The organism is Pantoea sp. Acro-807 (assembly GCF_011752675.1).
GTDB lineage: Bacteria > Pseudomonadota > Gammaproteobacteria > Enterobacterales > Enterobacteriaceae > Pantoea > Pantoea eucrina.
The window spans coordinates 34,528-51,328 of record NZ_VWXE01000004.1; the positions used below are offsets into that span (position 1 = coordinate 34,528).

Sequence of the window (16,801 nt, forward strand, 5' to 3'; positions counted from 1 at the left end):
ATCGGACATGACCAAACTTACTCTTCAGGAGCAGATGCTCAAAGCCGGATTAGTCTCCAGCAAAAAAATGGAAAAAGTGCAGCGCACGGCCAAAAAGTCACGCGTGCAGGCGCGCGAAGCGAAACAGGCCGTTGAAGAGAATAAAAAAGCGCAGCTTGAGCGTGATAAGCAGCTTAATGATCAGCAGCGTCAGGCGGTGCTGGAAAAAGAGTATAAGGCGCAGGTAAAGCAGCTCATTGAGATGAACCGCATCACCATTGGCCGGGGTGATATCGATTTTAATTTCACCGACAACAATCTGATTAAAAAAATTACCGTTGATAAAACGACGCAGACGCAGCTTATTAACGGGCGTCTGGCGATTGCCCGGCTGGTTACGGAGAAAAGCGACTACGCCATTATTCCGGCCAGCGTGGCGGATAAAATTGCGCAGCGCGACGCCAGCGCGATTGTGCTGAACAGCGCGCTGAGTCAGGAAGCGCAGGATGAGGACGATCCATATGCTGATTTTAAAGTGCCGGATGATCTGATGTGGTAAGCAGTCTGGCGTTCAGAACGGGGCCGGCAGTTGCAGATGTAGCGGCTGCTGGCTGACCGGATGAACAAACCGGATCGCACTGGCGTGCAGCATCAGACGCGGCGCCTCTTCTGTTCCCGGCAACTGCCGGCCACCATAAAAGTCGCAGCCCAGAATCGGGTAACCCAGCAGCTGGCAGTGCAGACGCAGCTGATGGGTACGTCCGGTTTCGGGCATCAGCATCACCCGCGTCAGCGGCGGCCCTTCAGGCGGGCAAAGGCGTGCAGTTACCTGATAACGCGAGCGCGCCGGTTTACCCTTCACCGGGCACACCGACATCAGCGGAAAGTGCGCGGGATCCTTTGCTATCGGCGCATCTATCACGCTTTCGTCATCGGGCAGGTGACCGCACAGTAGTGCGGTATAGGTTTTTCCCACCCGGCGCGTACTGAACTGCGCGGAGAGCGCAGCGTTAATCGCTTTGTTCCGGGCGATGATCATCAGGCCGGATGTGCCAAAGTCGAGCCGGTGCACCAGCGAACAGCCGGGATAGCGCTGCAGCAGCCGGTAATGCACCGAATCGCTATTTTGCGGATTCTTACCGGAGAGGCTCAGCAGACCGGCGGGCTTACCTATCACCAGCAGGTGCTCATCCTGCCAGACTACCGCGATCTGTTCATGGCACGGCGGTGCAATAAACGCGTCAAAATCAGCAGACATAGCACATCCTAATCGGGCTAACGGGCGCTGATGATAGCGGATTGATGCGGGTCAGTCGCGGCTTTTCCAGCGGTTCTGCAGATAGCGCACGGCCTCCTGCGTCTGCGGCTGCGACAGATACCCTTCCCGGAAGAGAATGGTGCCATCTACATCCGGCAGCGACTCATTCAGCTCAATCTGCTTTTGCAGTTCGGGTACCCCATTCTGACGCGTCCAGTCGGGCTCCATTTTAGACGCCACGCCCACTTTATAGAGCGCAACGCCAATGTAGAGCTGCACCGGCGTCGGACGGACCACGTCCGCCCACCAGCGGGTCAGCACGTCATAGCGCGCTGCTGCGCGGGCAAACGGCCAGTAAAGCTGCGGCGCGATATAATCCAGCAGACCACGCTGAACCCAGAGGCGCGTATCGGCGTAGGCCTCGTCGTAGGCGGCTGCCCCGCGCGTATCGGAACCCGCCGGGTCGTGAGAGAGATTGCGCCATACTCCAGCCGGACTGACGCCAAACGCCACGCCGGGCCGCACTTTTTTAATCGTGCGGGAAACCTGTTCAATCAGCTGTAGCGTGTTATTGCGCCGCCAGTCAGCTTTAGTGGTAAAACCGGCGCCATATTGCCGAAAAGTCGCACTGTCATTCAGAGGAGAGGCCGCGGTTTCCGTGTAGAAATAGTCGTCAAACTGCACGCCATCCACGGCGTAGTGCGAAACAACTTCAGCCACGATGCTGGTGATCCAGTCGCGTGCGGCGGGAATACCCGGGTCCAGTACCAGCCGGTCGCTGGCAGTGCGGATCCAGTCAGGATGCAGCACATAGACGCTGGCAGGCTGCTGCGCCAGCGTACGCTGTAGTTCGCGCAGGGTGCCGGGTTTGACGTTAGTCGAGACGCGATAGGGGTTAAACCAGGCGTGCACTTTTATGCCACGCTGATGGGCTTCTTTCAGCAGAAACGCCAGCGGATCGTAGCCGGGATACTCTCCGATATGGCCGGTCAGGGTATCGGACCACGGCAGGATCTTTGAGGACCAGAGCGCGGTACCGTCAGGCTTGACCTGGAAAAACACTGTGTTGATCCCGAGCTGCTTTAACTGGTCCAGTTTTGCGATAAGCGACGCCTGCTGCAGACGCACACGCTCAGGGTGTGCAGCCGTCACCGATGTCACTGGCGGCCAGTCGAGGCGCGAAACGGTGGTGAGCCATACGCCGCGCATCGGCACGCGCCGGGCGTCCGGAGCAGGCGTTACCGGCGGCTTTGCCGCGGGCGGCAGCGGCAGCGGCGTCACCAGCGACTTCGGGGGGGTACCGGCACAGCCTGCCAGTAGCAGCGCCAGCGCAGCGGTGCGCAGCAGCGCTGTCAGATGAAAACGCGATAAACAGGCTATGGTAAACTCCCTTTATAAACGGCTAAAACTGGCGCTGCCATTGTCAGGGCATGCGGCAGAAAGTCAACCTTAACGGGTGGTGCAGTGTCGCCATCCACGCGCGGGAATAAAAAATATGCAATATGAAGATCTCTATCGCCGCATCGGACAGATTATTTATAGCTGCGGGCCTGAGAACGCACGTCAGCTGACGGTACAGGCTGAACTGTTTGCTGATGAGGAGGGGGGACAGTATCAGTTTAACTATCTGGATGAGCAGGGCGAACCTGACTGGTTTGAGCCTGATGCGCGTGCCGTAGGCGACCTGACGGAGGCACTGAGAGCGTTTCAGCACTATTTCATTGAGCATGAACTGTCACCGGGCCAGCCCGTCTGGACGCACTGCGTGGTGAAAATTGATGTGCCGGAGTCAGCCATCAGCATCGACGTATACTGAAACCGGGCATCCCTGCCCGGCACTGTGACTCAGGAACGAACGGCGACCATTCTGGCGTGGCGGCGTGCCGCGCGTTTGCGGTGTACCAGCCGGCTGGCAGCCAGCACCAGCAGCGTCAGAATAGCGGTTGCGATGATCTCCGGGCGATGCTGCTGATTAAACAGCATGGAGCCCAGCACGCCGATGATAAACACAATGGTTGCCCAGGTGAGTCCCGGGAAGAGCCACATGCGGTAGCTCAGGACCTCACCACGCGCCTCGCGCTTTTTACGCAGCACCAGGTGAGAGGCTGCAATAACCAGATAGACCAGCAGCGCAATGGCTCCGGAGCTGGCCAGCAGGAACTCAAAGACGGCGCTGGGTGCCACGTAGTTGGCAAATACCGCCAGAAACGCCGCTGCGGTTGAGAGCAATACCGCAACCCATGGGGTACCGCTGCGCGTGGTGCGTGATGCGGCCGCGGGGGCATCCTGACGGCGCGACAGCGAAAACAGCATACGCGAGGCGGTATAGAGCGCAGAGTTCAGGCAGCTGCAGACGGCAATCAGTACCACAATATCGACAATCAGACGCGCGTGCGGGATGTTCATTATCTCCATAGCGGTCTGATAAGAACCGTTCTTCATCAGCGCCGGACTGTTCCACGGCACCAGCGAAATCACCAGGAAAATTGACAGCAGATAAAACAGCGCGATACGCCAGATGACGGAGTTAGTCGCCTGGGTGATCTGCTTTTTCGGTTCACGCGACTCCGCTGCGGCAATGGTGACAATCTCCGTGCCCATGAAAGAGAACATCGTGGTCAGAATAGCCGCCAGTACGGCGCTGATTCCGTTTGGCATAAAGCCTTTGGTATCCCAAAGATGTGAGATCCCCTGCGTATTGCTGCCGGGCAGCAGGCCAAATACCGCCAGGCTACCGGCGACCAGGAAGCCGACGATTGCTACCACCTTCAGCAGGGCAAACCAGAACTCAAACTCGCCATAGTTTTTCACGCTGAACAGATTACTGATGGTCAGAAACGCCGTAATCGCCAGTGTATATTCCCAGACGTCTACCTGCGGAAACCAGCCGTGCAGGATAGTGCCGGCGGCGTTAGCTTCAAGCGGGATCACCAGCACCCAGAACCACCAGTAGAGCCAGCCGATGGTAAAACCGGCCCAGCGCCCCAGCGATTTATCAGCATAGGTGGAAAAAGAGCCGGAATCAGGCGAGGCGACGGCCATTTCAGCCAGCATGCGCATAATCAGCACCACCAGCGTACCGGCGGCAATATAGGCGAGCAGCACCGCCGGTCCCGCTTCGGCGATGGCGTGACCGGATCCGACAAACAGGCCGGCCCCGATAACGCCGGCAATAGATAGCATCCTCACGTGGCGCGGCTTCAGGCCTGGTGCCAGTACGTCGGCATTCTGAGCAGTCATAGTTTTTTCTCCGAATCGTCTCTCAGGCGACGTACAGCGCCGCCTGGCGTGAAGGTGGACAAGTCAGGCCTGCAGCGGACAGGCCTGAGGTGCAGCGCGGTTTAACGCTGCGGAGTGAGCAGACCGCCGAGAATATCGAGCGCCTGACGGAACTGCGCGTCCGGAATCGTCAGCGGATAGAGGAAGCGGATGACGTTACCCTGCGGTCCGCAGGTCAGCAGCAGCAGCCCCTGCGCCATCGCCTGCTGCTGCAGCGCCTGCGCACTCTGCGCATCAGCAAACTCCACGGCCACCATGGAACCCAGCGCGCGGATATCGGTAATAGCAGGCTGCGTGGCGCGTACTCCCTGCAGAAATTCGGTCAGCGCAGCGCCAAGCTGTACGGAGCGTTCGCAGAGCTGCTCTTCGGCGATGACATCCAGCACCGCGTGCGCTGCCGCAATAGAGAGAGGGTTACCGGCATAGGTTCCCCCCAGGCCGCCGGGACCGGGCGCATCCATAATTTCTGCTCGTCCGCTGACGGCAGAGAGCGGCATACCGCCGGCGAGGCTTTTTGCCATAGTGATAAGGTCCGGCTCCACGCCATAGTGTTCCATGGCAAAGATTTTTCCGGTGCGGCCAAATCCGCTTTGTACTTCATCAGCAATCAGCAGAATGCCGTGCCGATCGGCCAGCGCGCGCAGCTGCGTCATAAATTCAGGGGGGGCGATATGGAAGCCACCTTCGCCCTGGACCGGCTCCAGCACGATCGCGGCCACATCCTGCGGGGCGATATCCTGCGTAAAGAGGTCATCCAGACTTGCCAGCGCATCTGCTGTGGTGATGCCGGTGACGCTGTTTGGATAACGGGCGTGGAATACGGAGGCGGGCATCGGGCCAAAGTCGCGCTTATAGGGAGCCACTTTGCCGGTCATCGCCATGGTCATAAAGGTGCGGCCATGAAACGCATTGCCAAAGGTGATGATACCGTGACGCCGCGTGGCGGCGCGCGCAACCTTAACGGCATTCTCTACCGCTTCAGCACCGGTGCTGAAAAACGCGGTTTTCACTTTACCGGCGATAGGAACCAGATCGTTAATGCGTTCCGCCAGCGCAACATAGTTCTCATAAGGCGTGACCTGGAAAGCGGTATGGGTAAACTTCTCTAACTGATCTTTGATGGCCTGCACGACGCGCGGATGGCGATGGCCGGTGTTCAGAACCGCAATACCGCCGGCAAAGTCGATCCAGCTATTACCTTCAGTGTCGCGCAGCGTGGCGTTTTCCGCCTGCTCAACAAACCACGGGCACAGGTTGCCGGTGCCGCGTGGCAGGGCGTCATCTTTACGTTGTTGCAGCTGGCTGTTTTTACCTTCCATAACCTTTCCTTAGCGATAAGCTTCTTTACAAATCACGACAAACACGCTTATTTATGCCTGCAGCGGCACAGGTTGCCAGAGCCAATTCAACGAAAAAGGATGGAGCCAATTGCGGAGTTTGTATGCCGATCATGTTCTGGAACGTCTGCAATTTGTTGCAGAGGGCACGCTGCAGCAGCGCCTGCTTATCTGCATGCAGCAGGCGATTGCTGAAGGTATTTTCCCGCGCGCCTCGCGCCTGCCCGCCACGCGCGATCTGGCACGCGAGCTGGCGGTATCGCGTAATACGGTGCTGAACGTCTATGAAAATCTCATTGCGCAGGGATACGTCACGGCGCGCACCGGCAGCGGCACCTGGATTGCTGAAACGCTGCCTGAGGGGTGTCTGAACAGCCCGCAGCGCGTTCCTGAGCCTGCTGCCGCGTTGACAAAACCTGCTGCGCTGTCGCGACGGGGGGCAACCCTGCTCGGCCACGCCAACGCCTCACCGTGGCAGTGGGGCGCATTTGTTCCGGGCGCGCCCGATGTGCGTCAGTTTCCCCATAAGCTGTTCAGTCAGATCCAGGCGCGGCTGAACCGCGATCCGGAGATAGAGCGGCTGATCTACAGCAGCAGCGGAGGCTGTCCGCTGCTGCGTCAGGCGCTGGCGGAGTATCTCAGCGTGGCGCGTTCGGTACGGGCGGACGCCGACCAGATTATTATTACCGAGGGTGTGCATCAGGCGGTGGATCTGGTGACGCGCGTGCTGTGCGACGCGGGGGATCCGGTCTGGATCGAGGAGCCGGGCTACTGGGGAACGCGTAATTTGCTGCGCATCAACGGCCTTAAAATCCAGGCGAAAGCGGTGGATGAGCAGGGCATCATTCCAGATCTGACGTCGCGCAGTAAACCGCCAAAAATGATATTTGTGACACCGTCACACCAGTATCCGCTGGGCGTACATCTTAGCCTGGAGCGTCGCAGGCAGCTGCTTGATTTTGCGCGAAAACATAAAAGCTGGCTGGTAGAAGATGACTACGACAGTGAATTTCGTTTTTCCGGCCAGCCGTTTCCGTCGCTGCAGGGCTTTGAGGCGGATGCACCGGTTATCTATATGGGCACGTTCTCTAAAACGCTCTATCCGGCGCTGCGGCTGGGCTATCTGGTGGTGCCAAAAGCGCTGGCACAGCCGCTGCGGCTGGCGGCAGCGGAGCTATACCGGGGCGGTCACCTGCTGATCCAGCGCGCGCTGGCAGAGTTTATTCAGAAAGGGCATTACATGGCGCATATCCGCCGCATGCGCAAGCTTTACAGCCAGCGGCGGCAGTTTCTGACCGGGCTTATCTCCCGCTATCTTGGGGAGGCGTTTATGCCTGCGGTGAACTATCAGGCGGGTCTGCATCTGGTACTGCCGCTGCCGCAGGGGTGTGATGACGTGGCGATAGCTGCGCTGGCGCTCAGGCGCGGCGTGAAGGTGCGTGCGCTGTCGCAGTATTATATGCATCCGCAGGAGAAACGCGGTTTACTGCTGGGATATGCCTGCGTTGACGAGCGTCAGTGTCAGGATGCGTTTGGCGCGCTGAGAGGCTGTCTGCTGGAGGCGGGCGTGATCGCGCGTGGCAGCGGCACGGAAAATCTGGCATAAAAAAAGCCGGCAACCCGTGAAGGTTGCCGGCCTGATGTCAGCCGGAGAATCAGGCGCTCAGCAGCTGATCGGCGGTTTTTTCCACCAGAGCCAGCAGCAGCTTGATATCATCCAGCGTCACGGTCGGATTCAGCAGCGTCAGCTTCAGGCAGGTCACACCCTGATTTTCGGTCACGCCTACGTTAGCGCGGCCCGACTCCAGCAGCACATCGCCGATGCGCTGATTAAACAGGGCAATCTGCGCGATATCGGTGAGCTGCTGCGGACGATAGCGGAACAGCACGCTTGCCAGCTGCGGCTGCATCACCAGCTCCAGGCGCGGTGTCGCTTCAACATACTGCGCCACTTCCTGCGCCAGCGTGACGCCGTGGTCGATAATTGCCGCATACTGTTTCTGACCCAGCGCTTCCAGACCCATCCACAGCTTCAGCGCATCGAAGCGACGCGTGGTCTGCAGCGATTTAGAGACCAGGTTTGGTACGCCCGCCTCTTCATCAAACTCAGAGTTCAGGTAAGCCGCCTGATAACGCATCAGTTCATAGTGACGCGCATCCTTCAGCAGAAATGCGCCGCAGCTGATGGTCTGGAAATATTGCTTATGGAAGTCCAGGGTAACGGAGTCCACCATTTCCAGGCCATCCAGATAGTGGCGATACTTCTCTGACAGCAGCAGCGCGCCGCCCCATGCCGCATCCACGTGCACCCAGATGTTACGTTCAGCAGCAATGGCAGCAATTTCGCGCAGCGGATCGATAGCGCCTGCGTCAGTGGTACCCGCCGTAGCAACAATCGCCAGTACCTGTTCGCCATTCGCTTCAGCCTGCGCCAGTTTGGCCTGCAGATCGTTGATGTCCATGCGCGCAAAGTCATCCGACTTCACCTGAACCACTGACTGATAGCCGTGGCCGAGCAGCGCCATGTTCTTCTGTACGGAGAAGTGCGCATTTTCAGAGCAGAACACTTTCATCTTACGCAGATCGCCGGTGATGCCATCCTGCTGCACCGAATGTCCCTGGCGGGCAAAGAAGGCATCACGCGCCAGCATCAGGCCCATCAGATTGCTCTGGGTGCCGCCGCTGGTAAAGACGCCCGCGTCGCCGGCAGCGTAACCCACCTGAGCACGCAGCCATTCAATGAGTTTGACCTCAATGATGGTCGCTGATGGGCTCTGATCCCAGGAATCCATGCTCTGGTTTGTGGCGTTGATCAGAACTTCAGCGGCCTGGCTTACCACCAGGCTTGGGCAGTGCAGATGCGCCACACACTGCGGGTGGTGCACTGACAGGCTGTCTTTCAGGAAATACTCAATTGCGCGCTCAATCGCGGCCTGGTTACCCAGGCCGTCAGGATTGAAGTCAAGCGCAATTCGCTCGCGCAGTTCGGCAACCGTTTTGCCCTGATACATCTCAGGCTGTTGCAGCCACTGCACAACCGCGGCGCTGCTCTGGGCAATCGCCTGCTGATACGCCTCAATGCTCTGCGCAGAGGCGGCCAGAATCGGGTTCACTTCACTCATTTACTTTTCCAGTCAAACAGGTTTGACGCCAGCGCCCAGCAGCGCCTGCTCAAATTTATCCAGGAATACAGCCAGCTCTTCGTTTGTGATAAGCAGGGACGGCAGCAGGCGCAGGACAGAACCGTGACGGCCGCCGCGCTCCAGAATCAGGCCCGCTTCGAAGCATTTCTTCTGCAGCAGCGCAGAAAGCTCGCCATCTGCCGGGAAGCTGCCCATGTGATCGGCTGGCTCATCAGGCTTAACGATTTCGATACCGATCATCATGCCCATGCCGCGAATATGACCGATAACCGGGAAGCGCTGCTGCATCTCTGCCAGCTGTGCTTTCAGCCATTCACCCTGTTCCGCAACTTTGGCAGCAATATTCTGCTCGGTCAGCACTTTCAGGGTAGCCAGACCAGTCGCCATCGCCAGCTGATTGCCGCGGAAAGTACCGGTATGGTGTCCTGGTGACCAGGCATCAAACTGCTTTTTAATGCCCAGCACAGCGAGAGGCAGGCCACCGCCAACCGCTTTTGACATCACGATGATGTCCGGCTCAATGCCGGCGTGTTCAAAGGCGAAGAATTTGCCAGTGCGGGCAAAGCCTGCCTGAACTTCATCCAGAATAAGCAGGATGCCGTGCTCCTGCGTGACTTTGCGAATGCGCTGCAGCCACTCTGCCGGTGCCGGGTTCACGCCGCCTTCACCTTGGACCGCTTCCAGAATAACGGCTGCCGGCTTGCGCACGCCGCTTTCTACGTCATTGATCAGGTTATCGAAGTAGTAGGTCAGCGCTTTCACGCCTGCGTCGCCACCGATACCCAGCGGGCAGCGGTACTGGTGCGGATAAGGCATAAACTGCACTTCCGGCATCATGCCGTTAACCGCTTCTTTTGGCGACAGGTTGCCGGTCACCGCGAGCGCGCCGTGCGTCATGCCGTGATAGCCGCCTGAGAAACTGATAATACCGCTGCGGCCGGTGACTTTTTTCGCCAGCTTCAGCGCAGCTTCAACGGCGTCCGCGCCGGATGGGCCGGTGAACTGCAGGCAATACTCTTTGCCCTGGCCTGGCAGCAGAGAAAGCAGAGATTCAGAGAATTGATCTTTCAGCGGTGTGGTCAGATCAAGAGTATGTAACGGCAAGCCGCTGGTAATGACATTTTGGATGCTCTGCAGAACATCAGGATGGTTATGACCAAGTGCCAGCGTCCCTGCGCCAGCCAGACAGTCAAGATATTGCTTATTCTCAACATCCGTAATCCACACGCCGCTGGCTTTAGCGATGGCTAAAGGCAATTTGCGCGGGTAACTCCTGACGTTTGATTCAAACTCAGCCTGACGGGCTAAGAATGCGTCGTTGTTTCCGTTGAATGAGCTGGCACCAAAATTATCAATACGGACTTTATCCGTCATCATATCTCTCCTTCAACCGGGGCTCGCAGTGGCTGGCCGATTGACTAATTGAACAAAAAAGTATCAGTAATGTAAAAAGCGCGGCCAATATAGAGCCTTTTGCCTCACATCACAATGATTAATTTTGTGTAGAATTGTTTATTCTTTTCATATACGAATCATAACGTTGGACAGAAACTGGCCGCTGTTATTTCTCCGCTAAAATAGCCAGCTTTAAATTATTGAATGAATAAAGAGACTTATACCCGCCAGTGAAAGCCACGGACCAAACGGAACAGGGCGGTCTGGCCGCTGAAAACAGTAGGGTTTGATAAAGATCACAAAAATCAGCGCGCTGCCGCAGGCGATAAGCAGCAGCGCCGGCAGCGACGTCCAGCCAAGCCAGGCACCCAGCGCTGCCATTAATTTTGCATCCCCCAGTCCGATGCCGGGCTGATTTCTCAGCAGCTGATAGCACCAGCCGGTAAAGCGAATCACGCTATACCCGGCCGCTGCGCCGGTAACGGCATCACGAAGCGTACCGGGCATCGCATCACCGGCATGCAGTAGCAGGCCAAGCCAGAGCAGCGGCAGCGTAATCGCATCCGGCAGCAGCAGATGCGTCATATCGATAAGCGAAAGCGCCAGCAGTGACCATGCCAGCAGCAGTGCGGCAATCAGGCGGCTGTCCGCGGGCAGCAGCTGCATCAGCAGCAGGGCGATCAGCGACGTCGCGGCCTCAGTAACCGGATAACGACAGCTGATAGGGCCATAGCAATCGCGACACCGGCCGCGCAGCAGCAGCCAGCTCAGCACCGGGATCATGTCATACCAGCGCAGGGCGCGTTCACAGTGTATGCAGCAGGAGGAGGGAGCCAGCAGGGAAGTGAACGTGGCCGCCCCGGCGATGTGTCGTGGCAGCCGGTACACCACAACGTTAATAAAACTGCCCGTCGCCAGCGACAGCAGCGTCACCATTACCAGCATCATATTTTCCTCCTTCTCACATGACGTAATTCATCTGCGAGTAACCTACCTGATATCCGGCGAGTGAGGTATTTAAAATCAATATTTTCAGATAGTTGCAGAAAAAGTTGCGCGCCATATCCAGAAAAATCAGCGTGTAAAAATCTCAACGGCAGCCCTGCTTTTTGTCATACCGCGCTCTGCACAATTATCAATCAACCCTAAACGCTGAAGAAGTTGGCTGAGTAAACACTGCAAATTTAATGTTGCGTTAAGTTTCGTTGCTTATGGTGATTACGCAGGAAAAATAGCAGGTGCACTAATGTTTTAGTCGATCGGCTATGTCAGCGCTGAGCCAGTGAACGGGCGTGATGTTAACCGGTTTTTCACTATAACACGTTGAGAGTGCGTTGAAGTTGCGCAGAGTGACAGGTGCAGAGTTTATTCCTGCATTGTGGTCAGAGCATAATTGATAAGGTGGATTTATGTCTTTCTTACCTTTTTCGCGTCCCGCTTTGGGCGAAGAAGAGCTGGCCGCCGTCAGTGCGGTGTTCGCTTCAGGCTGGATCACCACCGGCCCGAAAAATGCTGCGCTGGAGCAGGCTTTCTGTGAATTGACTGGAAACCAGCACGCCATTGCCGTCAGTTCAGCGACTGCCGGCCTGCACGTTACGCTGCTGGCGCTGGGCATTCAGCCCGGAGATGAAGTGATCACCCCTTCGCTAACGTGGGTCTCTACGCTCAATATCATCACGCTGCTGGGAGCCACGCCGGTTATGGTTGATGTCGACCGTCATACGCTGATGGTGACGGCACCGCAGATTGAAACGGCGATCACACCACGCACCCGGGCGATTATTCCAGTGCATTACGCCGGTGCGCCGGTAGATCTGGCGTCAATCTGCGCGCTGGGTGAGCGCTACGCCATTCCGGTGATTGAGGACGCCGCACACGCAACCGGCTGCCACTATAACGGCCAGCATGTCGGACAGCGCGGCACGGCGATCTTTTCACTGCACGCCATCAAAAATATCACCTGTGCCGAGGGCGGCGTTGTTGTAACGGATGATGCTGAACTGGCCGACCGGGTGCGCAGCCTGAAGTTTCACGGCCTGGGGGTGGATGCCTGGGATCGCGATACGCACGGGCGCAAACCGCAGGCAGAGGTGATAGCACCCGGTTTTAAATACAATTTGCCCGATATCAATGCCGCTATTGCGCTGGTTCAGCTCGGTAAGCTTGAGGCTATCAACCGGCGCCGCCGGGAGATTGCGCAGCGCTACCTGCAGGCGCTGGCGGATACGCCTTTTCTGCCGCTGAAACAGCCGGACTGGCCGCATCAGCACGCCTGGCATCTGTTTATCATTCGCGTGGATGAAGCTACCTGCGGCATCAGCCGCGATGCGCTGATGGAGGCGCTGAAAGCGGAGGAGATCGGCACCGGACTTCACTTCCGCGCGGCGCACACGCACAAATATTATCGCGAGCGTTATCCGCATCTTTCCCTGCCTGACACGGAATGGAACAGCGAACGTATCTGTTCGCTCCCGCTGTTTCCTGATATGCAGGATGAGGATGTCAGCCGGGTGATCGGCGCGCTGCGTACGCTGGCAGGAGGCCGCCATGCTGGATGAAAAACCGCTTCAGAAAATCTCTGTGGTTATCCCGGTCTATAACGAAGAGGAGAGTTTGCCGGAGCTGGTACGCCGCACCAGCGCAGCCTGTAGCACGCTGGGTCTGAACTTTGAGATCCTGCTGGTGGATGACGGCAGCAGCGACCGCTCGGCGCAGATGATCGCTGATGCCGCTGATATGCCAGGAAGTCACGTCGTCGGCGTACTGCTTAACCGAAACTATGGTCAGCACTCTGCGATTATGGCGGGCTTCGCCCATGTATCGGGCGACCTGATTATTACGCTGGACGCCGATCTGCAGAACCCGCCCGAAGAGATCCCGGCGCTGGTCAAAGCTGCGCAGCAGGGTTACGACGTGGTGGGCACGGTACGCCAGAACCGGCAGGATAGCTGGTTTCGTAAACGCGCCTCACGCGCCATCAATCAGCTGATCCAGCGCGTGACCGGCAAAGCGATGGGCGACTATGGCTGCATGCTGCGCGCCTATCGCCGGCATATTGTTGACGCCATGCTGAACTGCCATGAACGCAGCACCTTTATTCCCATACTGGCCAATACCTTTGCCCGCCGCACTATCGAACTGCCGGTCGCACACGCTGAACGCGAGTTTGGCGATTCCAAATACAGCGTCATGAAGCTTATCAATCTGATGTATGACCTGGTGACCTGTCTGACCACGACGCCGCTGCGCCTGCTGAGTATTGCTGGCAGCCTGATTGCGCTGGCGGGCTTTGCCTTTTCGATAGTGCTGGTGATCTTACGCCTGTTTTTTGGCGCCGGCTGGGCCGGCGACGGTCTGTTTATGCTGTTTGCAGTGCTGTTCATTTTTGTCGGCGCGCAGTTTATCGGGATGGGCCTGCTGGGCGAATACATCGGGCGTATCTACAACGATGTACGCGCGCGGCCGCGCTATTTCATTCAGCGGGTGATCCACCCGCAGCAGGAAACTCCTCAGGTTCAGGAAATCAAACCATGAAAACAGTTGTTTTTGCCTATGCGGAAATGGGTTGCGCAGGAATCAACGCGCTGCTGAAAGCGGGTTTTGAGATTGCGGCGATCTTCACGCACACCGACACCGGCGCAGAGAGCCATTTTTTTGATTCCGTCGCGCGCCTCGCCGCTGAGCGCGGCATTCCGGTGCATGCGCCTGAAGAGGTCAATCACCCGTTATGGATTGAACGCATCCGCGCCTTGCAGCCTGACTATATTTTCTCCTTTTATTACCGCGCCATGCTGAGCGACGCTATTTTGGGATGTGCGGCACGCGGCGCGTTTAATCTGCACGGCTCGCTGCTGCCCGCCTATCGCGGACGCGCACCGCTTAACTGGGTGCTGGTTAATGGCGAAACGGAAACCGGCGTGACGCTGCATCGCATGGTTAAGCGGGCCGATGCCGGTGACATTGTCACGCAGGAAAGGGTGGCGATCGATGAGCAGGATGACGCGCTGACGCTGCACCGTAAGCTGGTCGCCTGTGCTACGCAGCTGCTGGAAGGTACGCTGCCAGCGCTGAAGCGCGGCGAGATTGTAGCCCGGCCGCAGGATGAGCGGCTGGCAACCCGGGTCGGACGCCGCACGCCGGAAGATGGACGTATCCGGTGGGAGCAGAGTGCGCAGCAGGTGAATAATCTGGTGCGCGCGGTAACCTGGCCGTGGCCCGGTGCTTTTGCCTTTGCCGGTACGGTGAAGTTTATGGTGTGGAAAGGACGTGTGCACGCCGGCACGCCGGGTGCCAGAGCCGGGACCATACTCTCTGTCGATCCGCTGCAGGTCGCCTGCGGCCAGGGCGCACTGGAAATTATCACCGGCCAGTGTGACAACGGCGTGTTTATGAATGGCAGCCAGCTGGCGCAGAGCCTGGGGCTGGTGCCCGGCGCGCTGCTTTACTCTGAGCCGGTGGCGGCTGTTAAACGCCGCACGCGGGTGCTGATCCTCGGGGTGAACGGCTTTATCGGCAATCATCTGACTGAACGCCTGCTGCAGGATGATAATTTTGAGGTTTACGGGCTGGATATCGGCTCTGATGCGATAAGCCGTTTTCTGAACGAGCCGCGTTTCCACTTTGTTGAGGGCGACATCAGCATTCATTCTGAATGGATTGAGTATCACATCAAGAAGTGTGACGTGGTGCTGCCGCTGGTGGCGATTGCTACGCCGATTGAGTACACCCGTAACCCGCTGCGCGTATTTGAACTCGATTTTGAAGAGAACCTGAAAATCATTCGCGACTGCGTTAAATATAAAAAACGCATCATCTTCCCTTCTACCTCTGAAGTGTACGGCATGTGTACCGATCGGCATTTTGATGAGGATAGCTCTAACCTGGTGGTCGGTCCGATTAACAAGCAGCGCTGGATCTACTCGGTTTCCAAACAGCTGCTCGATCGGGTGATCTGGGCCTATGGTGAAAAAGAGGGCCTGCGCTTTACGCTGTTCCGCCCCTTTAACTGGATGGGCCCCCGGCTGGATAACCTCAATGCTGCACGCATTGGCAGCTCGCGCGCCATTACGCAGCTGATCCTCAATCTGGTAGAGGGATCGCCCATCAAACTGGTGGATGGCGGGGCGCAGAAGCGCTGCTTTACCGATATCCGTGACGGCATTGAGGCGCTGTTTCGCATCATTGAAAACCGCAACGGTAACTGTGACGGGCAGATCATCAATATTGGTAATCCTGAAAATGAAGCCAGTATTCGTGAGCTGGCGGAGCATCTGCTGGCAAGCTTTGAGCGCCATCCGCTGCGCGACCGTTTTCCGCCGTTTGCCGGGTTCCGCGAAGTAGAAAGCAGCAGCTACTACGGCAAAGGGTATCAGGATGTGGAGCATCGCAAGCCCTCGATAAAAAATGCGCGCCGGCTGCTGAACTGGGCACCGGATGTGGATATGGATACCACCATCGATAACACCCTTGATTTCTTTCTGCGCACTGTTGAACTGCAGGAGAAGCCATGAAAAAAGTGGGGCTGCGGGTCGATGTTGATACCTGGCGCGGCACCCGGCTGGGCGTCCCGGCACTGCTGGAACAGTTCAGCCTGCATCAGCTGCAGGCGAGCTTCTTTTTCAGCGTCGGGCCGGACAATATGGGGCGCCATATCTGGCGCCTGCTTAAGCCGCACTTTTTTCACAAAATGGTGCGCTCGCGGGCGGCATCGCTCTATGGCTGGGATATTCTGCTGGCCGGTACCGCCTGGCCAGGACGCCACATCGGACGCGGCCAGGCGGACATTATCCGCGCCACCGCCGATCATCATGAGGTTGGCCTGCACGCCTGGGATCACTTCGCCTGGCAGACCTGGGCGGGCGTCTGGTCAGAACAGCGGCTGGCGCAGGAGATCGGGCGGGGCAGGCAGATGCTGGAAGCGCTGACAGGTGACGCCGTCACTTGTTCAGCCGTTGCCGGCTGGCGGGCAGACAGCCGGATTATTGCTGCAAAAGAACCTTTCCATTTTCGGTACAACAGCGACTGCCGCGGCAGCGGCCCGTTTATCCCGCTGCTACCGGACGGTACAGAAGGCACAGTACAGATCCCGGTCACGCTGCCTACCTGGGATGAAGTGGTGGGGCAACAGGTGAGTGCTGCGCGCTTCAACGATTTTATCCTTGAGCGCATGCAGCACGCTGCGGGCACCGCGGTTTACACCATTCATGCCGAAGTTGAGGGGATCGCCGCGCGCGACGCCTTTAGCAACCTGCTCGATCGCGCCCGGCAGGCCGGTATTCACTTCTGTCCGCTCAGCGAGCTTCTGCCTGCCGATCTCTCCACTCTGCCGCGCGCGCCTGTGATACGCGGCCGGATTGCGGGTCGGGAAGGGTGGCTGGGCTGTCAGGCAGAAAACTAATCAGGGAGTTCTG

At 57.8% G+C, this 16,801-nt stretch carries 14 protein-coding genes; 7 read left to right on the top strand and 7 right to left on the bottom strand.

The window, feature by feature from the left end; translation table 11 throughout:
• Nucleotides 1–7: 7 nt before the first annotated feature.
• Complete coding sequence (locus F3J39_RS10965) at nucleotides 8–538, top strand: DUF2058 domain-containing protein (RefSeq protein ID WP_094112280.1); 531 nt, start codon at nucleotides 8–10, stop codon at nucleotides 536–538.
• A gap of 12 nt (nucleotides 539–550) precedes the next feature.
• Here F3J39_RS10965 and F3J39_RS10970 read toward each other — a convergent pair whose 3' ends face one another.
• Entirely contained in the window at nucleotides 551–1,237 is a 687-nt protein-coding gene (locus F3J39_RS10970; RefSeq protein ID WP_104085672.1) for an RluA family pseudouridine synthase, read from the bottom strand.
• A gap of 51 nt (nucleotides 1,238–1,288) precedes the next feature.
• Nucleotides 1,289–2,617 (bottom strand): glycoside hydrolase family 10 protein, encoded by a 1,329-nt coding sequence (locus tag F3J39_RS10975; RefSeq protein ID WP_304485925.1) that lies wholly within the window; start codon nucleotides 2,615–2,617, stop codon nucleotides 1,289–1,291.
• A gap of 115 nt (nucleotides 2,618–2,732) precedes the next feature.
• On the opposite strand from F3J39_RS10975, the gene F3J39_RS10980 reads away from it, so the two are divergent.
• Nucleotides 2,733–3,053, top strand: coding sequence for a hypothetical protein (locus F3J39_RS10980; RefSeq protein ID WP_040113465.1), 321 nt, complete (start codon nucleotides 2,733–2,735; stop codon nucleotides 3,051–3,053).
• Nucleotides 3,054–3,082: 29 nt separating this feature from the next.
• Here the strand turns inward: F3J39_RS10980 and gabP are convergent, their stop codons facing one another.
• Complete coding sequence (gabP, locus tag F3J39_RS10985) at nucleotides 3,083–4,477, bottom strand: GABA permease (RefSeq protein ID WP_071668316.1); 1,395 nt, start codon at nucleotides 4,475–4,477, stop codon at nucleotides 3,083–3,085.
• 101 nt (nucleotides 4,478–4,578) lie between these two features.
• Complete coding sequence (gene gabT / locus F3J39_RS10990; protein WP_104085669.1) at nucleotides 4,579–5,835, bottom strand: 4-aminobutyrate--2-oxoglutarate transaminase; 1,257 nt, start codon at nucleotides 5,833–5,835, stop codon at nucleotides 4,579–4,581.
• Between the two features lie 109 nt (nucleotides 5,836–5,944).
• Between gabT and F3J39_RS10995 the strand changes: the two genes are divergently transcribed.
• Entirely contained in the window at nucleotides 5,945–7,459 is a 1,515-nt protein-coding gene (locus F3J39_RS10995; RefSeq protein WP_175540448.1) for a PLP-dependent aminotransferase family protein, read from the top strand.
• 49 nt (nucleotides 7,460–7,508) lie between these two features.
• Here the strand turns inward: F3J39_RS10995 and F3J39_RS11000 are convergent, their stop codons facing one another.
• The 3 genes from F3J39_RS11000 to F3J39_RS11010 form a co-directional block, all read right to left on the bottom strand.
• Nucleotides 7,509–8,975: an aspartate aminotransferase family protein gene (locus tag F3J39_RS11000; RefSeq protein WP_166714175.1), complete on the bottom strand. Its 1,467-nt coding sequence runs from the start codon at nucleotides 8,973–8,975 to the stop codon at nucleotides 7,509–7,511.
• Nucleotides 8,976–8,987: 12 nt separating this feature from the next.
• Nucleotides 8,988–10,370 (bottom strand): diaminobutyrate--2-oxoglutarate transaminase, encoded by a 1,383-nt coding sequence (locus tag F3J39_RS11005; protein WP_071668318.1) that lies wholly within the window; start codon nucleotides 10,368–10,370, stop codon nucleotides 8,988–8,990.
• Between the two features lie 213 nt (nucleotides 10,371–10,583).
• Nucleotides 10,584–11,339 (bottom strand): A24 family peptidase, encoded by a 756-nt coding sequence (locus F3J39_RS11010; RefSeq protein WP_040113470.1) that lies wholly within the window; start codon nucleotides 11,337–11,339, stop codon nucleotides 10,584–10,586.
• Between the two features lie 461 nt (nucleotides 11,340–11,800).
• On the opposite strand from F3J39_RS11010, the gene arnB reads away from it, so the two are divergent.
• Genes arnB through arnD form a run of 4 tightly spaced genes read left to right on the top strand, consistent with a single transcriptional unit; the run spans nucleotide 11,801 to nucleotide 16,788 of the window.
• Entirely contained in the window at nucleotides 11,801–12,949 is a 1,149-nt protein-coding gene (gene arnB, locus F3J39_RS11015) for a UDP-4-amino-4-deoxy-L-arabinose aminotransferase (protein ID WP_166714176.1), read from the top strand.
• Complete coding sequence (gene arnC / locus F3J39_RS11020) at nucleotides 12,939–13,925, top strand: undecaprenyl-phosphate 4-deoxy-4-formamido-L-arabinose transferase (RefSeq protein WP_040113472.1); 987 nt, start codon at nucleotides 12,939–12,941, stop codon at nucleotides 13,923–13,925. Before arnB ends, arnC begins: the two co-directional genes overlap by 11 nt.
• Nucleotides 13,922–15,901: a bifunctional UDP-4-amino-4-deoxy-L-arabinose formyltransferase/UDP-glucuronic acid oxidase ArnA gene (gene arnA / locus F3J39_RS11025; RefSeq protein ID WP_166714177.1), complete on the top strand. Its 1,980-nt coding sequence runs from the start codon at nucleotides 13,922–13,924 to the stop codon at nucleotides 15,899–15,901. The genes arnC and arnA overlap by 4 nt, the downstream gene beginning before the upstream one ends.
• Nucleotides 15,898–16,788, top strand: coding sequence for a 4-deoxy-4-formamido-L-arabinose-phosphoundecaprenol deformylase (arnD, locus tag F3J39_RS11030; protein ID WP_071668322.1), 891 nt, complete (start codon nucleotides 15,898–15,900; stop codon nucleotides 16,786–16,788). Before arnA ends, arnD begins: the two co-directional genes overlap by 4 nt.
• Nucleotides 16,789–16,801: the final 13 nt, after the last annotated feature.

Bases quoted from the DNA above. Each gene is read 5' to 3' on its own strand.
- F3J39_RS10965 (WP_094112280.1), top strand. From the start codon at position 8: ATGACCAAACTTACTCTTCAGGAGCAGATGCTCAAAGCCGGATTAGTC.
- F3J39_RS10970 (WP_104085672.1), bottom strand. From the start codon at position 1,237: ATGTCTGCTGATTTTGACGCGTTTATTGCACCGCCGTGCCATGAACAG.
- F3J39_RS10980 (WP_040113465.1), top strand. From the start codon at position 2,733: ATGCAATATGAAGATCTCTATCGCCGCATCGGACAGATTATTTATAGC.
- gabP (WP_071668316.1), bottom strand. From the start codon at position 4,477: ATGACTGCTCAGAATGCCGACGTACTGGCACCAGGCCTGAAGCCGCGC.
- gabT (WP_104085669.1), bottom strand. From the start codon at position 5,835: ATGGAAGGTAAAAACAGCCAGCTGCAACAACGTAAAGATGACGCCCTG.
- F3J39_RS11000 (WP_166714175.1), bottom strand. From the start codon at position 8,975: ATGAGTGAAGTGAACCCGATTCTGGCCGCCTCTGCGCAGAGCATTGAG.
- F3J39_RS11005 (WP_071668318.1), bottom strand. From the start codon at position 10,370: ATGACGGATAAAGTCCGTATTGATAATTTTGGTGCCAGCTCATTCAAC.
- F3J39_RS11010 (WP_040113470.1), bottom strand. From the start codon at position 11,339: ATGATGCTGGTAATGGTGACGCTGCTGTCGCTGGCGACGGGCAGTTTT.
- arnB (WP_166714176.1), top strand. From the start codon at position 11,801: ATGTCTTTCTTACCTTTTTCGCGTCCCGCTTTGGGCGAAGAAGAGCTG.
- arnC (WP_040113472.1), top strand. From the start codon at position 12,939: ATGCTGGATGAAAAACCGCTTCAGAAAATCTCTGTGGTTATCCCGGTC.
- arnA (WP_166714177.1), top strand. From the start codon at position 13,922: ATGAAAACAGTTGTTTTTGCCTATGCGGAAATGGGTTGCGCAGGAATC.
- arnD (WP_071668322.1), top strand. From the start codon at position 15,898: ATGAAAAAAGTGGGGCTGCGGGTCGATGTTGATACCTGGCGCGGCACC.